The organism is Campylobacter concisus (assembly GCF_902460665.1).
Lineage (GTDB): Bacteria > Campylobacterota > Campylobacteria > Campylobacterales > Campylobacteraceae > Campylobacter_A > Campylobacter_A concisus_AL.
Window position 1 is genome coordinate 474,152 of record NZ_CABPUR010000002.1, and the last position, 19,375, is coordinate 493,526.

Annotated in this window: 22 protein-coding genes; 8 read left to right on the forward strand and 14 right to left on the reverse strand. The window is 39.0% G+C overall.

Annotated elements, in window-relative coordinates; genetic code table 11:
- The first annotated feature begins 64 nt into the window (after positions 1-64).
- The 4 genes from F3G66_RS05685 (at position 65) to F3G66_RS05700 (ending at position 3,193) form a co-directional block, all read left to right on the forward strand.
- Positions 65-1,120, forward strand: coding sequence for an ABC transporter substrate-binding protein (locus F3G66_RS05685; protein WP_149707422.1), 1,056 nt, complete (start codon positions 65-67; stop codon positions 1,118-1,120).
- 3 nt (positions 1,121-1,123) lie between these two features.
- Positions 1,124-2,131, forward strand: coding sequence for a FecCD family ABC transporter permease (locus F3G66_RS05690; RefSeq protein ID WP_149707423.1), 1,008 nt, complete (start codon positions 1,124-1,126; stop codon positions 2,129-2,131).
- Entirely contained in the window at positions 2,131-2,904 is a 774-nt protein-coding gene (locus F3G66_RS05695; protein ID WP_107952998.1) for an ABC transporter ATP-binding protein, read from the forward strand. Before F3G66_RS05690 ends, F3G66_RS05695 begins: the two co-directional genes overlap by 1 nt.
- An 82-nt stretch (positions 2,905-2,986) precedes the next feature.
- Entirely contained in the window at positions 2,987-3,193 is a 207-nt protein-coding gene (locus tag F3G66_RS05700; RefSeq protein ID WP_107952996.1) for an excalibur calcium-binding domain-containing protein, read from the forward strand.
- Positions 3,194-3,264: 71 nt separating this feature from the next.
- Here the strand turns inward: F3G66_RS05700 and recG are convergent, their stop codons facing one another.
- Genes recG through F3G66_RS05715 form a run of 3 tightly spaced genes read right to left on the reverse strand, consistent with a single transcriptional unit; the run spans position 3,265 to position 7,348 of the window.
- Positions 3,265-5,082 (reverse strand): ATP-dependent DNA helicase RecG, encoded by a 1,818-nt coding sequence (gene recG / locus F3G66_RS05705; RefSeq protein ID WP_107952994.1) that lies wholly within the window; start codon positions 5,080-5,082, stop codon positions 3,265-3,267.
- A complete protein-coding gene (locus tag F3G66_RS05710; RefSeq protein WP_149707424.1) occupies positions 5,072-6,301 on the reverse strand; it encodes a M16 family metallopeptidase in 1,230 nt (409 codons plus the stop codon). The genes recG and F3G66_RS05710 overlap by 11 nt, the downstream gene beginning before the upstream one ends.
- A complete protein-coding gene (locus F3G66_RS05715; RefSeq protein ID WP_149707425.1) occupies positions 6,302-7,348 on the reverse strand; it encodes a dehypoxanthine futalosine cyclase in 1,047 nt (348 codons plus the stop codon). It abuts the gene before it with no gap.
- A gap of 132 nt (positions 7,349-7,480) precedes the next feature.
- Here F3G66_RS05715 and F3G66_RS05720 point away from each other — a divergent pair, with 132 nt between their 5' ends.
- On the forward strand, positions 7,481-7,693 hold the full coding sequence (locus tag F3G66_RS05720; protein WP_107952988.1) for a hypothetical protein: 213 nt from the start codon (positions 7,481-7,483) through the stop codon (positions 7,691-7,693).
- Between the two features lie 21 nt (positions 7,694-7,714).
- Here the strand turns inward: F3G66_RS05720 and F3G66_RS05725 are convergent, their stop codons facing one another.
- Both F3G66_RS05725 and F3G66_RS05730 read right to left on the reverse strand, forming a co-directional pair.
- Complete coding sequence (locus F3G66_RS05725) at positions 7,715-8,107, reverse strand: NfeD family protein (RefSeq protein WP_107708900.1); 393 nt, start codon at positions 8,105-8,107, stop codon at positions 7,715-7,717.
- Positions 8,104-9,018, reverse strand: a complete 915-nt coding sequence (locus F3G66_RS05730; protein ID WP_103641565.1) for an SPFH domain-containing protein — start codon at positions 9,016-9,018, stop codon at positions 8,104-8,106. Before F3G66_RS05730 ends, F3G66_RS05725 begins: the two co-directional genes overlap by 4 nt.
- A gap of 80 nt (positions 9,019-9,098) precedes the next feature.
- On the opposite strand from F3G66_RS05730, the gene F3G66_RS05735 reads away from it, so the two are divergent.
- The 3 genes from F3G66_RS05735 to F3G66_RS05745 are packed head-to-tail and all read left to right on the forward strand — an operon-like array spanning position 9,099 to position 11,976.
- Positions 9,099-9,527: a copper resistance protein NlpE gene (locus F3G66_RS05735; protein ID WP_087584760.1), complete on the forward strand. Its 429-nt coding sequence runs from the start codon at positions 9,099-9,101 to the stop codon at positions 9,525-9,527.
- Between the two features lie 48 nt (positions 9,528-9,575).
- Positions 9,576-10,778 carry a copper resistance protein NlpE gene (locus tag F3G66_RS05740; RefSeq protein ID WP_149707426.1) on the forward strand — a complete coding sequence of 401 codons (1,203 nt, stop codon included), beginning with the start codon at positions 9,576-9,578 and terminating at the stop codon, positions 10,776-10,778.
- Between the two features lies 1 nt (position 10,779).
- Positions 10,780-11,976 (forward strand): MFS transporter, encoded by a 1,197-nt coding sequence (locus F3G66_RS05745; protein ID WP_149707427.1) that lies wholly within the window; start codon positions 10,780-10,782, stop codon positions 11,974-11,976.
- A gap of 49 nt (positions 11,977-12,025) precedes the next feature.
- Here the strand turns inward: F3G66_RS05745 and F3G66_RS05750 are convergent, their stop codons facing one another.
- The 9 genes from F3G66_RS05750 to F3G66_RS09820 all read right to left on the reverse strand — a co-directional run bounded on the left by F3G66_RS05750 (position 12,026) and on the right by F3G66_RS09820 (position 19,333).
- Positions 12,026-12,850, reverse strand: a complete 825-nt coding sequence (locus F3G66_RS05750; RefSeq protein ID WP_149707428.1) for a CheR family methyltransferase — start codon at positions 12,848-12,850, stop codon at positions 12,026-12,028.
- Entirely contained in the window at positions 12,837-13,406 is a 570-nt protein-coding gene (locus tag F3G66_RS05755; protein ID WP_103576374.1) for a CheB methylesterase domain-containing protein, read from the reverse strand. The genes F3G66_RS05750 and F3G66_RS05755 overlap by 14 nt, the downstream gene beginning before the upstream one ends.
- Before the next feature lie 111 nt (positions 13,407-13,517).
- A complete protein-coding gene (locus F3G66_RS05760; RefSeq protein WP_021090972.1) occupies positions 13,518-13,778 on the reverse strand; it encodes a FlhB-like flagellar biosynthesis protein in 261 nt (86 codons plus the stop codon).
- Positions 13,778-15,409, reverse strand: a complete 1,632-nt coding sequence (fliK, locus tag F3G66_RS05765) for a flagellar hook-length control protein FliK (protein ID WP_188115834.1) — start codon at positions 15,407-15,409, stop codon at positions 13,778-13,780. The genes F3G66_RS05760 and fliK overlap by 1 nt, the downstream gene beginning before the upstream one ends.
- Before the next feature lie 21 nt (positions 15,410-15,430).
- Complete coding sequence (locus tag F3G66_RS05770) at positions 15,431-16,675, reverse strand: MFS transporter (RefSeq protein ID WP_149707430.1); 1,245 nt, start codon at positions 16,673-16,675, stop codon at positions 15,431-15,433.
- Positions 16,665-17,219 (reverse strand): hypothetical protein, encoded by a 555-nt coding sequence (locus F3G66_RS05775; RefSeq protein ID WP_223154220.1) that lies wholly within the window; start codon positions 17,217-17,219, stop codon positions 16,665-16,667. Before F3G66_RS05775 ends, F3G66_RS05770 begins: the two co-directional genes overlap by 11 nt.
- Positions 17,170-17,448, reverse strand: a complete 279-nt coding sequence (locus F3G66_RS05780; RefSeq protein ID WP_149707432.1) for an AtpZ/AtpI family protein — start codon at positions 17,446-17,448, stop codon at positions 17,170-17,172. The genes F3G66_RS05775 and F3G66_RS05780 overlap by 50 nt, the downstream gene beginning before the upstream one ends.
- Positions 17,448-18,731: a glutamate-1-semialdehyde 2,1-aminomutase gene (gene hemL, locus F3G66_RS05785; protein ID WP_149707433.1), complete on the reverse strand. Its 1,284-nt coding sequence runs from the start codon at positions 18,729-18,731 to the stop codon at positions 17,448-17,450. Before hemL ends, F3G66_RS05780 begins: the two co-directional genes overlap by 1 nt.
- A complete protein-coding gene (locus tag F3G66_RS09820; protein WP_149707434.1) occupies positions 18,728-19,333 on the reverse strand; it encodes a c-type cytochrome in 606 nt (201 codons plus the stop codon). Before F3G66_RS09820 ends, hemL begins: the two co-directional genes overlap by 4 nt.
- Between the last annotated feature and the right edge of the window lie 42 nt (positions 19,334-19,375).

The window sequence follows — 19,375 nt, forward strand, 5'->3', positions numbered from 1 at the left end:
ACATAGAATTAACCTAAAAATTATTAATATACAACTTTATATTTTTAAAATAAAGGAAAAAAATATGCAAAGAAATTTTTTGCAAAAAATGGCTAAATTTAGCCTTGTCGCTTCACTTTTTATGGCTCTTAGCCTAAACGCAGCTGAGTCTGCTAGAAGCATAACAGATATGCAAGGCGTCAAAGTAGGCGTGCCTGAGAAGGTTGAGAAGATCGCTGCTCTTTGGCACGCAAACAACGAGATCATCCTAGCGCTTGGCGGTATGGATAAAGTTGTAGCCACAACCGATCAGATCAAGAAAAACAAGTGGTTCGCCCTCGTCTATCCAAGACTTAAGGATTTACCAGCCGCGCTTGATGGCAAAGATCTTCAGATCGAAGAGCTTGTTAAGCTTGCCCCTGATGTTGTCGTAGTCTCAAGCAAAAACTATCAAGACGAGCTTAGCAAAAACGGCTTTAGCGCTGTAAATTTGATCTTTAGAGACTATCCAGATATGGAAAAAAGTATCTACGCAACAGCTGAAGTGATCGGCACTGACAAGGCTAGATCTATGGCTGATAAACTTACAAAAAATATCCAAGATAACACTAAATTTGTAACTGATAGAACAAAAAACATCCCTGATGCTAAACGTCCAAAAGTGCTTCACTTGCTTGGCGGAGCAAATTTATTAAAGGTTGATGGCACAAAAACTATCATAAATACTTGGATAAATTTAGCTGGTGGCAAAAACGCAGTCTCAAAAGAGGGCTCTATGATCGAGCTAACAGCTGAAGAGCTCATCAACGCAAACCCTGATATCATCATTGTTGGTGGCGCTGATACAGACGCACAGATCAAAAGTATAAAAGAAAACCCTGCATATTCGGGCTCAAATGCTGTTAAAAACGGCAAAGTTTATGGCAACCCAAAAGGTGTTTTTGGTTGGGATAGATACGGTGCAGAGAGTGCTCTTCAAATTTTATGGGCAGCAAAGACTATCCAACCAGATCTGTTTAAAGATGTAGATGTAAAAGCCAAGACAAAAGAGTTTTACAAAGAGTTCTTAAGTCACGATCTTAGCGATACAGAGTACGACTATATCTTAAAAGGTCTAAATCCAGACGGTAGCAAAAAATAATATATGAAAAACACAAATTTTTCATTAGTTACCATTTTTTTAGCTCTGCTAACGCTTCTTTGCGCCTTTGTCGCACTTTGCGTTGGCAGATTTTACATATCATTTGGCGATGTATTTAGCGTGTTAGCTCATAGCATTGGTCTAGGAGATGGCGCAGCTAGCAACATCACAAACGTGATAGAAAATTTACGCATCCCGCGCATCATCGCAGCTATACTTGTCGGAGCTGCTCTTAGCGTGAGTGGTGCAGCTTATCAAGGCGTCTTTAAAAACCAGCTAGTAAGCCCTGATCTACTTGGCGTCTCAGCTGGTGCTTGCGTGGGAGCAGCAACTGCTATCATCTTTGATCTATCGCTATTTTGGATACAAATTTTTGCATTTGGATTTGGCCTAGCAGCCGTTGCTATCACGCTAGCCATACCTAAGATGATGGGGCGCTCAAGCACACTTATGCTAGTTCTTTCTGGCATCATCGTGAGCGGCCTCATGGGCTCAGTGATCGGCTTTTTAAAATATGTCGCAGACCCTGAGACGAAGCTACCTGATATTGTTTATTGGCAGCTTGGAAGCCTAGCAAAGCTTGATAGTGAAAATTTAAAATACATCGCCCCAGTGATGATCATCTGCGCTATTTTGCTAATCGCTATGAGCTGGCGTATAAATTTGCTCTCTCTTGGCGACGAGAGTGCGGCTAGACTTGGCGTAAATGTCTCATTCGAGCGCTCTATTATCATCATCTGCGCCACACTTCTTACAGCTTGTAGCGTCTGTATAAGCGGTATAGTAGCCTGGGTGGGACTTTTAATGCCTCACTTAGCTCGCATGCTAGTTGGTGCAAATAACATAAGAAGCATGCCTGCAAGTATATTTATGGGTGCGATGTTTTTACTATTTGTAGATACATTAGCTCGTAGCATAAGCGTGAGCGAAGTGCCTCTTGGCGTGCTTACTGGCTTTATCGGTACGGTATTTTTCGTCTGGGTCTTGTGGCGAAATAAAAAGGTTGCATGATGCTTGAAGTCAGAAATTTAAACTTTAGCTACCCAAATGGGGCTGGCAAACTAGAAAATGTAAATTTAAAGATAGGCGCAGGTGATATTTTAACCATTCTTGGTCGAAATGGAGCTGGCAAATCAACCACTCTTGGGCTAATAAGCGGCTCGCTAAAGCCAGTTTCAGGAGAGATCTTTCTTGATGGCAAAAACGTAGATAGTCTAAGTAACAAAGAGCGCGCTAAGATCATGGCGTACGTGGCTCAAAGCGAGGTTACCGAGTATGAATACACTGGGCTTGAGTTCATCACGATGGGACGCGCGGCGCACCTTGGTATCTTTGCAAGGCCTAGCAAAGAGGATGAAGAGATCGCTAAAATTTACACCAAAAAGCTTGAGATTGAGCACCTTGAAGAGAAATTTATCACTCAAATGAGTGGCGGTCAAAAGCAGATGTGTATGATCGCTCGTGCGATGGCTGCGCAGCCAAAGATGATCATTTTTGACGAGCCAACGAGCGCGCTTGATTACGGCAACCAGTATAAATTTTTACGCACCGTAAAATGGCTAAAAGAGCTTGGCTACTCGGTCGTGCTAACTACTCACAACCCTGACTTTGCCGTGCTTCTTGGCGGATATGTCGCACTTGTAAAAGGTGATGGAAATGTTGAGTTTGGCACGGTTAATGAGATCATCAGAAGCGAAAATTTAAGCAAGCTTTACGGACTAAGCTTAAACGTAAGCTACATCGACGAAGTAAAAAGAGAGTGTTGCTTAACATATCCTCTTTAAATTTATACTCTCAAAAGAGAAATTCTTTTGAGAGCGCTTTTTTGTGTTATTTTTCTTATTTAATACTGCCTTTGGAGTAAAAATGAAAAAAATAGTTTTGATTTTATTTTTTGCATTGATGGCAAACGCGGCTGATAAATTTGATTGTTCTAAACGCTACTGCAAAGAGATGAAAAGTTGCGAAGAAGCATATCACTATCTAAGAAAATGCGGGCGCAGTGGGTTTGATCGCGATCATGACGGCATACCATGTGAAAATGTATGCAAAGAACGCAGAGTAGAAAAATAATTTTATTAAAATTTACTCCGCTAAATTTTAAAGCCAACAAAATCAAAAATTTTAAGTTAAGTTAAAAGCAACTAGGCGTTATTTTTAGCAAGTGTCGCCACTCTAGCCTTTGCAGCCTGTGTGATATCATCCTCGTAGTCGTAGAAGTTAAAGGTCGCTCCATGCTGAAAAAAGCCATTTAGTATATCGCCGCTTTGGCGGTTTTTCAGATCAAGCTCCGCCACCTTAAAGCCGTCATTTGTCGCGCAAAATTCTTTTAGTCTAGCTGGCGCCTCTTTTAGTTTGGTAAATAAAAAGCAGTACCCATCGCCGCCATTTCGCCCCACTCTGCCTCGCAGCTGATGAAGCGTGGCAAGCCCCAGCCGCTCAGCGCCCACGATTACGATAGTATTTAGCCTTGGCAGCGAAATACCAACCTCTACAACGGTGGTTGAGAGCAAAATTTCGCCCTCTTCTCTAAACCGCCTTAAAATTTCCTCTTTCTCTTTGTCCTTGCCGTGCGTGACGAAGACATTTTTGAAATTCTTTAGCCAAAAGCCCTGTGCCTCGCTTAGACTTTGGTAGTTTGAGCTCTCGCTGCTCTCAACTAGCGGATAGATGATGGCTACTTGAAAGCCGTTTTCTACCTGCTTTTTGATGTGAGCTAGCAAAAAGCCAAACTCGCTAGCGCCTAAAATTTGGCTCATTATATTTTTCTTAAACGGCATCTGCTTTAAAAAGCTAAAATTTACGATCTCAGACTGGATTAAGCTTAGTGTCCTTGGTATTGGCGTAGCTGAAAACTGCACGAAATTTGCTCGCTCATCCTCGTTTGAGGCAAGCTCCTCTATCTTTTTGCGCTGGTTTGAGCCAAAGCGGTGCTGCTCATCGACCATAACAAGTGGCGAGTTTGGCAGCTCGTGAAAGAGCAGCGCATGCGTGCCAACGATCAAATTTGCCCCGCTAAAGTCTATCTTTTTCTCCCCGCTTCGCACCAGCATCACATTCATAAAAGCGGGCAGCAGCCTCTTTGCTTCATTATAAATTTGCTCGCTTAAGATGCTTGTTGGCGCCATCAAAATGGCACTTTGCGGATAGACGCTAAGCGCAGCTGCTAGGATCACAAGCGTCTTGCCACTTCCCACGTCACCCATTATGACGCGCCTTTTTGCCTGCACGGCGCTAAGGTCGTCTCTGATGTCATTTATGGCGTTTATCTGGTCGTTTGTCGGCGTAAATGGCAAGCTCTTAAGCCAAGAGCTTATGTCAAAAAGCTTGATTTTAGGGCTTTTAAAGTAGGTTTTTTTAGCACTTAGCTTTTTTATGTAGTTAAAAATTTCTACAAATTTTAAGATTTCTAAGCCCTCGCCTTCGTTTTTTAGGCGGTATAAAATTTGCACGCTTTGCTCATCTAGCCTTTGCAGATCGGCTAGAAATTTAGCCTCTTTTTCGTTTAAACCTTCGGCCATTAAATTTTGTAAATTTAGATATTTTAATATGAGTTTTTTTAGCTCCTCATCTTTTAGTTCGGTCTTAAATTTAGGCACGATCTGACCTATTTTTGTGGTGATTTTTGGATTTACGATCTGCCACGAGCCAAAGGCGTAGGAGCAAAGCCCATATATCGCCATCTCTTTGCCCACCTTAAAAGCGCCGTAGTGCCAAGATTTTGCGTTAAAAATGACGATCTTTACGCTACTTTGCCACTGCTCGCAAAAGGCAAGTGCCGTTAGCATGCCAGGGCGCGAGGCGAGTGAGGTGATCTTTATATTTATGCAGACCTGCCCCTCTCTTGGGCTCTTAGCGATCGTCGTATCCTCAAAGCCCTTTGGTAGCACAAGAGCAAGGTCAAGCAGGCTAAGCACGCCTATTTTTAGAAGTTTTGCTCTGTCACTTGCTTCAAATTTCATTTTTTAGGACGCAAAAACTTAGCTGATTGATCTCTGCGTGGGCTTTTATAAAGCTATTTAGCTCGCTTAGCGAAAGGGCTGAAATTTTATCCAGATCTTTTAAAAATACCCCAAGCTCGCCATGCTCGTAAAACTCGCCTTGCGCGATGTCAAGGCGCTTAAATAGCGTCTCAAGTCTAAGCGGCAACGAACCAAGTAAAAATTTCTTAGCCTGCTCAAGCTCGGCCTTGCTAACACCTTTTTTACTAAATTTTAAAATTTCCTCTTTTATAACGGCGATAGCCTCATCTTTTTTCTCATTTTTTGTCTGCATGTAGCCGTAGAGCTGGCTGTAAGAGAAATTTAGCAAATTTCTAGCGTAGGCGCTGTATGCAAGCCCTCTTTTCACGCGTATCTCCTCCATGAGCCTTGAGCCAAAGCCACCCTCGCCTAGGATAAATGTCGCCACTGCGGCCTTGTATTTTTCTTCAGGTCTCACGTCAAATGGCGCACCAAAGTAGATGTAGGCCTGCTCGCTTTGCCTGATGATCTCGCTGTTTTCGCACTTATCACTTGGACTAAAGCGCTCTAGCTTTCGCACCTTGCCAGGTTTTAGGATCTCTAAAACGCTAGCAAGCTCTTTTGTCTGCTTCTCGTCGATGTCGCCACCTAGCACGCAAAGCAAATTTGAAAGGTCTAAATGCTCGTTTAAAAACTTTCTCACATCTTCAAGCATGATCGCTTTTATGCTCTTTTTAGTGCCGATACTAGGCTCTGAAAGCACGCTTTTTGGGTACAAAAGCTCAAAAAGCCCCTGTCTTGCTACGTAATCAAAGTCGTTTTCATTTGCTGCTATCTCGCCAAGTGTGACGGTTTTGCACCTATTTAGAATTTCTTCTGTCAAATTTGGAGCGCTTATAAGCTCTTTTAGCTTGCCGCACGCAAAGGCAAAGTGCTCTTTTAGGCAGTTTAGATCTATGCAAAATGTCTCAAAGCCACAACTTGCGTTTAGGCTAATCGCCCGCACTTCAAGCTCTTTGGCAAATTTAGCCGAGCCTAGCTTCATATCGCCTTCGTTTAGTAAATTTGCACTTAGTCTTGCAAGGCCTGCTAGCTTGCCATTTTGCGAGCTACCAGCTGCTTTGAAAACAAGTCTAAGGCTCACTACTGGCATCGCTTTTGAGCTTTCAAAAACGACTGGGATTTTTACATTTTTTACATTGATATCTAAAATTTTCATCTAAAATTTCTCCAAAATATCGTAGTTTGTGTTGCGCTTAGCTGGAATTTCTCCGACATCTTTTATAAGCTCGATCATCTGCTCTTGATTCATCCTAAAGCTAGCCCCTGCTGCCTTTACGACGTTTTCTTCCATCATTGTGCTACCAAGGTCGTTTGCGCCAAAAAGAAGCGCTAGCTGGCCTACATAGCTGCCCTGCGTGACCCAGCTGCTTTGGATATTTTTAAAGTTATCCAAAAAGAGCCTTGAGACCGCAAGAAGCCTTAGATAGACGTTTGAGCTTTGCTTTTTGATCTCAGGGAATTCTTGCATGAGCTTTGTATTTAACCCTTGAAAACTCCAAAGTATAAATGCCCTAAATCCAGCCGTTTCATCTTGTAAATTTCTGATGTGCTCCCAGTGCTCTACGATCTCACGAGTGCTCTCAACCGTACCAAACATCATCGTAGCAGTCGTTTTTATGCCAAGCTCGTGCGCCTCTTTGTGTATGCGAAGCCAGTCTGCGGTGTCGCATTTTTTAGGGGCGATGATGTCACGCACCCTGTCGCTTAAAATCTCCGCTCCAGCCCCTGGCATCGAATATAAGCCCTTTTCGTTTAGGCGTCTTAAGACCTCTTTAGTAGAAATTTTTGAAATTCTTGAGATGTAGTCGATCTCAACGGCTGAAAAACCATGTATCGTGATGCTTGGATAGTGCTTGCTGATGTAGCCAACAAGCTCCTCGTACCACTCGATCTTTAGCTTTGGATGAACACCACCTTGAAATAAAATTTGCGTGCCACCAATGGCGATAAGCTCCTCGATCTTCTTGCCGATCTCCTCAAAGCTTAGCACATAAGCGTCTTCTTCTTTTGCGTGGCGATAAAATGCGCAAAATTTACAATCCACCCAGCAGACGTTTGTATAGTTGATGTTGCGATCTACGATGAAGGTAGTAATGCCCTCTGGATGAAGCTCTTTTTTTCTAGCTAGCGCCATCTTGCCAAGCTCGTGAAGCGGTGCATTTTCTATAAGATCGATGGCTTCATTTACACTAAGTCTTTTCAAATTTAACCTTTTATTTTGCTTATTTTTGGGCGAGAGTTTAGCCAAAAATGCTTTTAAATATGATAAATCAGGCGTTATGAAAAATTAATTTTTAAAGGCTAAAATATGAGAAATTCTTTAAAGGAGCAAGTTATGAAAAAGATAGTATTTGCCGTTATTTGCGGGCTATTTTTAGTTGGTTGTGCTAAAAATGAGCCAAAACCAGCAAGCCATGAAGGTTGCGGTTGCCCTCATCACAAAGAGATAAAAAGTGATATGCAAAAACAAGGTTGCCACCATCAAGGTTGCATGATGCAAGGCTCAATGCACGGCGATATGCAAGGCTGCCCAGCTCACGCAAAATAGTAAAAGTGCCAAATGGCACTTTTATTTTAATATCACCTTGTCACCTTTGGTGCCAAGAACCGTCACCTTCTCTCCGTTAGCTAAATTTCCGTCATATTTCCAAAGTGTACCTTTGAAATAGACCATATTTTCTCTGATCTCGCCAACTCCGGCTTCGTCTAAAAATTCCTCGTTAAAACTCTCTTTTCTAGACATAAATTTGCTCTTTAGCGGTGCTTTTAAAAGCGCAAGAAGCACGATCGCAATCGCTGCCGTAATTAAAATTTGATAGCTCCAAGCAAAACTAAAACCAAAATTTATAGCTCCAACTACGATAAAAGCTATGCCAAAAAATAGCAAATAAAACGAGAAAAAGATAAACTCGGTGATGCACAAAACCACACCGATTGCTATCATTATAAAAGGGCTGATCACGCCTTATCCTTAGCTAGGAAATTTTTCAAAACGCTAAGTGAACCAATAAGCTCAGTCGCCTCGTAAGGAACTAAAATTTTATCTTTTGAGTTATTTTTAGCTAGCTCGCTAAATGCCCCGACTCTATCGCGCGCGAGCAAAAATTCTGCTGCATTTGCGTTTTTGCTCATACTATCATTTATCATATCCATAGCCTCTTTTTGAGCCGTTGCGATAGCGATTTGTTCGTATTTTTTCGCATCAGCCATACGCTCGATCGCCTCTGCTTGAAGCACTTTTTCTTGTTTTAGTGCTTCGGCATTGCGTATTAGTGCCTCTTTTTCAGCCAAGGCTTTTAGCTCGATCGCACGTTTTTCACGCTCGGCTTTCATCTGCATATTCATCGCCTCTTCGATGCCAAGTGGGACAGAAATTTCAGAAATTTCTACGCGCATGATCTTTACGCCCCAGTTGCCAGCAGCGTCGCCAAGAGCAACTTGAAGTGCGGCATTTAAGCGGTCGCGTGAGCTTAGCGTATCATCAAGATTCATCGCGCCTATCTCGCCACGAAGTGTAGTCATGGCTAAATTTGCAATGGCACGCTTGTAGTTATCGACATTATAAACCGCCATTTTTGCATCAAAAACCTTTAAAAAGACGATACCATCGACGCTTATGTTTACGTTATCTTTTGTGATGACTTGCTGTTTTGTAATGTCTACAAGCTGCTCTTTTACGGTGATTATCGCTCTTATTTGATCGACAAATGGTATGATTATGTGAAATCCACCGTCAAGTACTTTGTGAAATTTACCAAGTCGCTCGATGAGTAGATTATCAGCTTGTGAGACGATCTTGATACCAGCCTTTAAAAACAAGAACGCAAAGATAACCAGAACTACGACTAAAACGCCAAATGCTTCGATTTGCATTTTTACTCCTTTAATTTATAATTTGTTATTTTCTTAAGTATTATAATACATTTTAAATTTTATTTTCAAAAAGGATTAGCATGAAAAATTTTATATTTGCACTAAGTGCGGCTCTACTTTTGGCAGGTTGTGCCTCATCTAGCCAAAATGCAAACGTCCCACAAGGCAAATGTGAAGTAAAAAGTAGCTGCGAAGCTCCAATTAGTAGTATCGAGGGCACTTATAAAGCATTTTTACCTTGCGCTAGTTGCATGGGTGTTGATTCACGCTTAACATTAAAAAAAGATGGCACATTTGAAAGCGTTATGGACTATAAGTCAAAAGACAACTACAAAGCCGTTAGCAAAGGCAAATACTCAATTGAAAATGGTGTGATAACAACGATTGATGAGTATAAAGAAAAGAGCTTTTATAAAATAGAAGGCGAGAACCTAAAAATGCTAGATATGGATCAAAAAGAGGTCACTGGCGAGCTAAAAGATAAATACATCTTTAAACGCGTAAAATAAATTTTAAAGGCAAAATGATATAATTTTGCAATTTTTAAGGAGTTGCAAATGAAATATCTTTTTGCCATACTTATCTCATTTTTCATCCTTGGCTGCGCAAAAAATGAAAATTTAGAGCCAAAACAAAACACACAAAATACAGTAAAAGAAGACAAGCCGCTAGTTCAAGTAAATACACCAAAAAAGCCAGAAAAGCTAATACTTCCAAACTCAATTTATAGTAGTTTTCACACTATTTTGCCTTGCCCAAACTGCGAAGGCATAAAAACTATCATTACGTTAAATAAAGACAAAACCTATACAAAAACAATGCTTACTATGGATAAAGAAGTAAGCTTAGTTGAAAAAAATGGCACATTTGATGTTGATGATAGTGCTATCATTTTAAAAGATGAAAATGGCAATCTTAGCTACTTTGCGCCAAATAAAAACTCACTTCTTCAGCTTGATGACAAGAAAAATAAGCGAGTTGGCGTGCTAGCTCAAATTTATAATTTTGAACCGGTAAATAAAGCTTACAAAGATAGTTTTTTTGCTAAATTTTATAAATTTAAAAACAAAGATAACTTTTTAGATATCGTAATCGTGCCAAGTAAAAATGGCGCAAAAATAAGTTTTTATTCATCATTAAAAAATGGCTCGCTACTTTGCGAGTTTAGCTCTGAGCTACTTTACGACAAAGGAATTTTTTACCTTTTAGATGAAAAAGGCATTGCTCTAAGCATACACAGGATAAATAATGCAATTTTTCTAGTAGCAAATGACAAAATTTGTAAAAATGCTCACATAAGCGGACGATATAAAAAAGATAAAGATCAAAAAAATCTCTTTGGTAAAGGCTTTTTTGCAGAGCTGACAAACGAATCAGCAAATAGAGATGTGATAAAAATTTATGGCTCAAAAAACATAAAACGAGATGACACAAAAAAAGAAAACAGCTACATCGTAACAAACAAAAATGAAAGAATTTTTGAATATACCTTGCTAAATGGCATTATCACAAGCATTGAAATTTACTCAAACGAGTTTAAAACTCCAGAAAATATCAGCCTTAAATCAAATTTCAAAGATATAAAAAATTCTCTTGTTATTTCTAAATTTCAAAGCGACGCAAACAATATCTATCTAAAAATAGATAGCCACGATATGTTAATCACACTAAAAAATCCACTTACCAAAGAGATAACAAGCCTAAACGATATACCAGATGAAACAAAGATAGAGCAAATAACGCTAATGTGGAATCAATAAGTTGAAAGAATATCTTAAACTTTTAAAAGAAGAGAGAAATTTTCGCCTTTTAAGCATCATTCAGCTTATATGCTATTTTGGCGTATGGTTTTCACACACAGGTATTTTTACCCTTCTTATCAAGCTTGACGCTCCTGTTTGGGCGATCACACTAAGTGCAGCGATGGCATTTATCCCAGGTGTTGTCATAGCTCCATTTAGTGGAATTTTGGTCGATAAATTTAGCCCAAAACCGATGCTTGTCATCATGATGGCAGTTGAGACGATAAGCGTTTTCATGCTTCTTTTTATAGACTCACTTGATTTTTTATGGCTACTTTTACTCATCATTTTTGTTAGAAATGGCACTGGAGGAATGTATTTTCAAGTAGAGATGAGCGTACTGCCAAAAATTTTAAGCAAAGAAAATCTCAAGCTCGCAAACGAGATCCACTCTATCATCTGGGCGGTCTCATACACTGCTGGCATGGGGCTTGCTGGAGTTTACATACACTTTTTTGGTATTAAAAGCGCATTTTTGCTTGATGGCATACTATACATTTTTAGCTTTGGATTTTTATATTTTTTAAATTTACAAGGTCTAAAGCCAGAATTTATAGAAAAACCACTAAAAATGCTAAAAAATGGCCTTGTGTATTTAAAAGAAAACAGGCTTATCGTGCATCTTATATTCTTGCACGCCTTTGTTGGCATTACCGCTTATGACGCATTGATCGCACTTTTGGCTGATTACAAATATGCAAATTTACTATCGACATCGCTAATTATAGGACTATTAAATACCTCAAGATCCATTTCGCTTATGTTTGCTCCAGCCATACTTAGTAAATTTATAAATAAAAATACGCTTATTTTCGTATATATCGGTCAAGGCCTTGGTATCATTATTTGGGCTTTATCGCTTTGGAATTTTTATCTATCGCTTATTGGCATTATCTTCGCTGGATTTTGCACATCAAGTCTTTGGAGCTACACCTATACGATGCTTCAGCAAAACTGCAAAAAAGAATTTTATGGCCGAGTGATTGCATATAACGATATGGTTTTTCTTGGCTTTAGCGCTCTCATTTCATTTATCATTGGTCTGCTTTATGATATTGGACTTAGCGTTGAGATGATTGCGAGTTTTATGGGAAGCCTCTTTTTTGTAGGGGCTTTTTACTATCACATCGTATTAAAAAGCTACAAAATAAGGTGATTGTTTTTTAAATTAAGTCGCCTAAGCTAAAAGGCGACTTGGCAAATTTTTATTTTTTTAGATAGTAGGTAGTTCCATTTGAAAAGCGCTTTTCATAAGCTGGAGTGTAAGGCACAAGATCAGCGTGCCCAGCATAAAGCCTACCATCTGGCTTAAGCAATTTATGAAGTCTCTCAACACATTTTAATCTAAAATCATCATCAAAATAGATCATCATATTTCTTGAAAGCACGATATCAAATTTTCCTAGATTAAAGATAGCGTCATCAAAAACATTTAAAATTTTAAACTCACACCTTGGTAAAATTTCTTTTTTTATCTTAAATTTATCATCGACTTTTGTAAAAAATCTCTCTTTTTGAAAATCGCTTAACCTATGCAAGCTCCTCTCACTAAAAATACCATTTTGACAGCTTGCTATGGCTTCTGAGTTTATGTCTATACCTACGATTGAAATTTCATGCTGTTTAAATCCCATCTCATAAGCAAGCATTGCAAGCGAATATGACTCATCTCCAGTAGAGCAAGGAGCACACAAAATTCTAGCTCCTCCAAGCTCCTTTGCGTAATATATCACATCTTTAAGTTGAGGCAACTCTCTATAAAAATAAGTCTCATTTACAGTTACTAGATTTAAAATGTCTTGTCGCAAGCTTGAGTTATATCTTATCATCGAAACAAGATCTTTAATACTTTTTATCTGGCGATCTCTAATAAAAATGGTAATTCGTTGCAACGTAATATCTCTTTTTGGCTCCAGATCAACTCCGCAAAGGGTTTTGATAACGTTCATAAATTCATTAAAACTATCCATATCTTGTGAAGTATTTGTTTGCATTGTTTTTGTATCTTTTGCGTCATTAGTTAGTAGCATTTAAAAAATCCTCCAGCTCTTTTTTTATCATAGTTAGATTTAATGATTTTAAGCTTTGATTTAGCTCTTTTGCACGTTTTGGCATACCATAAACTATCGCGCTCTCTTCATTTTCAGCTATACATTTTGCTCCAGCCTTATAAAGCTTATCAAGCCCAGATGCACCATCATCTCCGATGCCAGTTAGCAAGATAGCTAGGACATTTGCGCTTTTACAAATTCCAACTCCAGATTTAAACAGCACATCAACATTTGGCGTATATATAGTCTTTTCTTCTGTATTTGGCTTTGCACTAATTGGTAAATTTGGTGACACCACCACATTTTGTTCACAGACATATACGGTATTTTCTTTTAAAATTTTCCTCTCATTTAAAATTTCAACATCCAAGCCACACTCTTTTCCGATTTGCATGGCAAAAGAGTTTATAAACATTTTATTCATGTGCTGGGCTATCACGATGATAGCTCCATTTAGTTTTACGTTTTTTAGTAACTTTTTTAAATGCCCAGGCCCGCCAGTAGACGCCCCTATTAATATTAATTTTTGTGCCACAAATAGCCTTTAAAATTTTAATTTAATATTTAGCTTACACCACTTTTTGTATATCGTCAATATCCTTGCCACTCTTTATATGCATTACTAATTTTTAAGCAAATTTATAGATCATTTCTTTGTGATCTTATATAAAAAGCTAAAAATTTCAGCAACAGCTTTATATAAATTTGGCGGAATTTCTTGATCAACTTCAACCTTGCTTAAAATTTCAATAAGATCAGGATCCTCTTTGATCGGTATATCATGCTCTTTTGCAAGATCAATTATTCTATTTGCTATCTCTCCAGCGCCACTAGCCAGCACTCTTGGAGCATTGTCTTTAGATCTGTTGTAGCCAAGAGCTACTGCTTTTTTCTTATTTACTTGCATTAAATTTTCTTATCAAAGCCCACATCAAGGCCACCAAATTTTTTAAATCTATCATTTAGCTTTACTTTTGACAAAGTTTTGATATTAAAGTTTGAAACTATGAGTCCAAGCTTTGATATTGCTTGTTTTAATTCGCTAGAGTTTGAAAGGATTAGCTCCTTAAACTCATTTGTTTGCGTAGCTACCGAAAGATCAATATACCTTTTATCAATAAGTCCAACCATCACATTTATCTGTCCAAATTTCTTAAAATTTAGATCGATCTGAGCGTAAAATTTATCCTTTTTGCCTTGCTTAAATGCGATATTTCCACCCTCAACACCGTCCCAAATATAAGGCATATAAGTTTGGATCCCGCCTTGAAGGCTTGATATCATTTGATGCATCTCGATCTGTGAAATCATCTTATTTGCAGCATTTACGCTTTGCGGGTTTTGACTCTTTTCACTGATATTTAAAAGCGTACTTTTTATATCTTGGCTTAGCACCTTTGAAATTTCGCCACTATTTTTAGTCGTAATGTTATTTATATCGTTTGTGGCGAGATTTAGTTGTTTTAAAAGTGCCTTACTCTCACTTAGCTCATTTTTAGCCAAACTTGCCTTAGCATCAGCAAGACTTAGGCTATGAGCAAGACGTCTCGCCGCACTTTGAAGCTTATCTTGCAAGCTGCCATCCTTTGAAACATCGCTCATCTCATTAAACGCTTTTACAAGCCCTACTTCATCGCCTATATTATTTAGCGTTTTTAGATCGTTTTTTATGCTATCAAGGATAGTTTTTAGCTCTTTGTGATTTTGGCTAAAACCAAAATTTTGATTTAGCTTTTCATTTGCTAGGCTTGCGACTTTCTCGCTTAAATTTGAGATGAAATTTTGCATTTTGCCTATTTGATTTTTTACTAGCTCGCCATTTTGATCTTTTGAAAAATTTTTATCTAAAAATTTAACCACACTATCAAGCTTATCAACATCTTTTAAAAGGGTTTTTATGCTTGAGTTATCAAGGATATTTTTTGCGTCACTACTCGCTTTTTCAAGTATAGAAGCAAGCTTTGAAAAAGAGTTTTGATTGTCTAATTTTTCATCATTTAGGGTTAAAATTTGATTTAGCAAATTCCCGCTTGAGAGATTTTTTATATCGCTTAGTAGCTTCTGAACCGAGCTTGGAAGCTTTTCTGGACTAAGTGCATCTTTTAAATTTGCTTCAAGCATTACGCCTGAGTTTTTGATCTGATCATTTAGTGAGCCAGCTTTTAGATCGGCTATTGGTTTTAGAAATTCTTTTAGTTTTAGTGCAAGGCTCTTTATCTCAGGGCTTTCATTTTGCGTTGCTTCAGCCTCTAAGCTTTTTGCAAGGTCTGATAGCTCACTGGCTAAATTTGGAGCGATTTTCGTATCTTTTGCCTGAGATAAAATTTGTTCAGCCTTGCTAAGACTTGAAGCACTTTTTAGATCATCAAGCACTCTTGCAACGAGTTTTCCAACATTATCAAGTGTCTCTGAAATGCTCTGCTCACTAGGCGTTTGTACGCTTGGCTGATTTTTAAAAAGCGAGCCTTCATTTTTACGAACTGGCACATTTTGAGTAGTATTTTGTCCGGTTTGAACCGAAGTATTTGATATATTCAAAGAATTTCCTACGTTCATTTTTTACTTTTTATCTTCTCTATCGGCAAAATTTCCATTTTGCTCAATAGTAGCTATGCCAGCCGTCCTTGCAACGAGCCTGTCGTTGTACTCTTTTCTCATGTGCTGTGGTATTGTCTTTTGCGTTAGCGCAAATAAAATAAGTCCAGCAAAAAGCACCAAATAAACATAGATAAAGCCAAATGCTCCAAAAATTTTCATCGCATAGCTCATAAGAAGCGGCGAAAAAAGCGAAGCCAAAGAGTAGCTAAATAGCAAGGCACGTGCGACTTGCACGCTTTTAGTTTTATCTGTGATCTCATCATTTGCCCTAGCTAAAGAAAGTCCGTAGGTGCAAAAAATTCCAGCCCCAAAAAAGAATGAAAGCAGATATTCAACCGTCAAATTTTTGCCATTTAGTAAAAACAAAACCGCACTCACCAAAGCCACGCTACTACATAAAATTAAGGCTGGTCTTCTTCCGTATTTATCAGAAAAACTTCCGATAAAAACTTGAGCTAAAAAGCCTCCGATCATCGCAACCGTCATAAAAAATGACGCCTCTTTTGTGCCGTATCCTTGAAGCAAAACAAAAAGGCTTGCCATCGAAAAAAAGCCATTTATTGCTAAGCCTGCAATGAGTGCGCCAACAAGAGCGAGTGGGACTATGCCAAAAATTTTTGGGATATTTATGGGCTGACGCTCTGGGATTTGAGGCTGATTTATACGGATCAAATTTAATGGAATGCTTGAGAGCATGATAAAAGCTGCACTTATGATGAAAATTTCAAAGGTATTAAGGTTAAGCGCTAATATCAAAATGCCAAGTCCAAAACTCGTGTAAAAAACGCCTTCATAAAAGGCAATCACACGAGATCTTATTTTGTTTGGAATTTTTGCATTTAGCCAGCTTTCTATAACCATTAAAAGTGCGTAATAGCAATATCCCAAAAATGCACGCAATATCGCCCAGAATGCTAAATTTTGATTTACCGCATGAAGCATAGCTGAGACTGCAAAAATGGCTGAAAAGATGGCAAAGGCTCTTATGTGGCCAGTAATTGAGATGACTCTGTGAGCTGTAATGGTACTAATTAACGCACCCACAAAAAAGCCTGTATTGATTAATCCGATCTCTAGCTCGCCCACTCCATTTTGCTTAAGAAGTGCGCTGCAAGATGCGATGACTAGGCCATTTCCGATAAAAAGTAAACTCATGCCCAAAAATAGCGGTCCCATCGAGCGGATGATCCTAAAGCTACTTGCCATCAGTGTCCTTTGCAGTATTAAATTTATTCTCCATAAGCCCAAAAACAAATGCACCAATAGGCATCGGAGCAAGCCCAACTAAAAAACCAGACACATTTAGTAAATTTTCATTTTTTAAAAAAATAAATCCAAAAAAAAGTATCGCATAAGCCACCAAGCGGTAAGGCATAAAGGCTGCTGCGAAACTTTTATCTTTAAACGAAAATTTCTGCTTTTTTAGCCTTGCTTTCTCATCCTTTAGGCTAAATTCTTTTGCCTCATTTTGTGCCAAATTTTCGTCATCTTCATCATCTTCTTCTATCTTGGCTAAAATTTCATCTCTAGCACTCTCTAGCCTTGAATTTATGCGGTTTTTATATGCAAAAAAACTAGCCGTTAGGATGACAAGCGAGGCAAAAAATGAAATTTGCGAGCTTATAAAAAATTGATTTGATATAAATTTGCCAAACGCGCTAAGAGCCAGCCAAAGCGCAAAATAGCAAATAAAAAGCCTACTAATCGTCCTCATCATTGTCTTTTGTGTAGCCTTTGTATCTGCTTTCATCTTTTAGCTCATCTAGGCTTTTTATCTGCGCTTTGTAAGCTTTATAGACGTTTAAAATAGCAGCTGCGATGCCAATAGCAAAGCCTATCCAAAGAGCTGGCGTGAAATTTGTAGCCCTTTTTACAAAATACCCTAGTCCAGTGCCAAGCAAGATCGCAACTACGATTGAAACGCCAAGACTTAGTTGCTCAGCACCCGCTACGATATCTTTTATCTTAAATTTTGCCATTAGGCTTTTATCTCCAAAAACGCCTCTTTGGCTGCATTTACCGCTAGATCGATATCCGCTTCACTCATCGCATCGCAGACAAATCCAGTTTCAAACTGGCTAGGTGCTAGATAAATTCCACGCTTAAGCATAGCTTGGTGAAATTTAGCAAAAAGTTTTGTATCGCTCTTTAACGCATCGTCGTAGTTTTTTACGGCATGGTCTGTAAAAAAGTAGCCAAACATCGAGCCACGAACATCAGTTTGGATGGTGATACCAGCACTCTTTGCAGCCTCTTTAAAGCCAGCCATTAGTTTTAGGGCAAGCTTTTCAAGCCTAGCGTATAAATTTGGATCACTATTTATCTTTGAAATCGCCGCTATGCCAGCACTCATCGCTACTGGGTTGCCACTTAAAGTGCCTGCTTGATAGACAGCGCCATCAGGACTTAAGCAGTCCATTATCTCGGCCTTGCCACCAAATGCAGCGACGTTCATGCCTCCGCCTATAACCTTGCCAAATGTGATGAGATCAGCGTCCACCTCATGAAATGGATATGAGCCAAGGCGAGAAGCTCTAAAACCGCTCATAACCTCATCAAGGATAAGCACAGCGCCAAATTTATCGCAAAGCGCTCTAAGCTCCTCTAAAAATTTCTTATCAGCTGGCACAAGCCCCATATTTCCTGCAATTGGCTCGATTATGACGACGCCTATTTTGTCTTTATTGTTTTCAAAGATGGCTTTTACACTCTCGATATCGTTATAAACTGCCAGATAGGTGTTTTTCACAACGTCTTGTGGCACTCCGCTACTTGAAGCGTTGCCGTATGTCGTAGCGCCACTTCCTGCTTTGATAAGAAGTGCGTCGCTGTGTCCGTGATAGCAGCCTTCAAATTTTATTAGTCCATCTTTTTTAGCATATCCTCTAGCCACTCTGATAGCACTCATAGTTGCCTCTGTGCCAGAGCTAACGAAGCGAATTTTATCTATTTGCTTAAACTCGTCACATATTAGCTTTGCTAGAGCTGTCTCTTTTGGTGACGGCGCGCCGTAAGATACGCCTTGTTTTACAGCAGAGATGATCGCTTCTTCGATATCTTTGTCGCAGTGACCAAAGATGAGCGGACCCCAGCTTTGGATGAAGTCAAGGTATTTTTTACCCTCGACGTCGTATAGATAAGCTCCCTTGGCGTGATCTATCATTACAGGCTCACCACCAACACTACCAAATGCACGTACTGGCGAATTTACGCCGCCTGGGATATATTTTTTGGCTTCGCTAAATGCCTCTTTATTTGTCATTTTTTATCCTTTTGATTTTGTGTTTTTAAATTTGTCTTTTGATTATCTTTTTGATTTGTTACTGGTTTTACTGGCGACTTTGGTGCTTGCGTAGTAGCGGTTTTTGCTGACTCAGCTGGCTTAGCTGTGGTAGTTTTAGCTGGTTCTGCTGGTTTTGTAGCAGGGGCGGCTTTGGCAGATTGCTCTGGCTGTTTTTGCGTCGTATCAGCAGCAACTGGCTTGCTTAAATTTTGCGCTTTTGCTGCTTTTGAAGGAGTATTTATCTTATTCGTAATATATTCATAAAGAATCGTAGTCTCCTCGTCTGTCAAAAAATAGCTTGGCATGACGCCTTTTGGCTTAGTTAGAGCTGCTTTAAAGCTTTCAAATTCTATATCATTTATCTTTGGCGCTCTAAGCTCATCATCAACCGTTTTGTTTGCCTTTTTGTCAAAGTGTTTGTATTTGGAGATTAGACTGCCCTCACCTTTTGTGCCGTGACACTTGTCGCATCCTATGCCGCGTGGATTTAGGTAGAGCATCTTGGCGTATTCGGTCTTTGTGATAAAATCAGCACTAAAAATCGCTACACAAAAAAGCAAAAACAAAAAAACAGACCGCATAAACCTCTCTTTAAAAATTTTAATTTAATTTTAGGTATGATA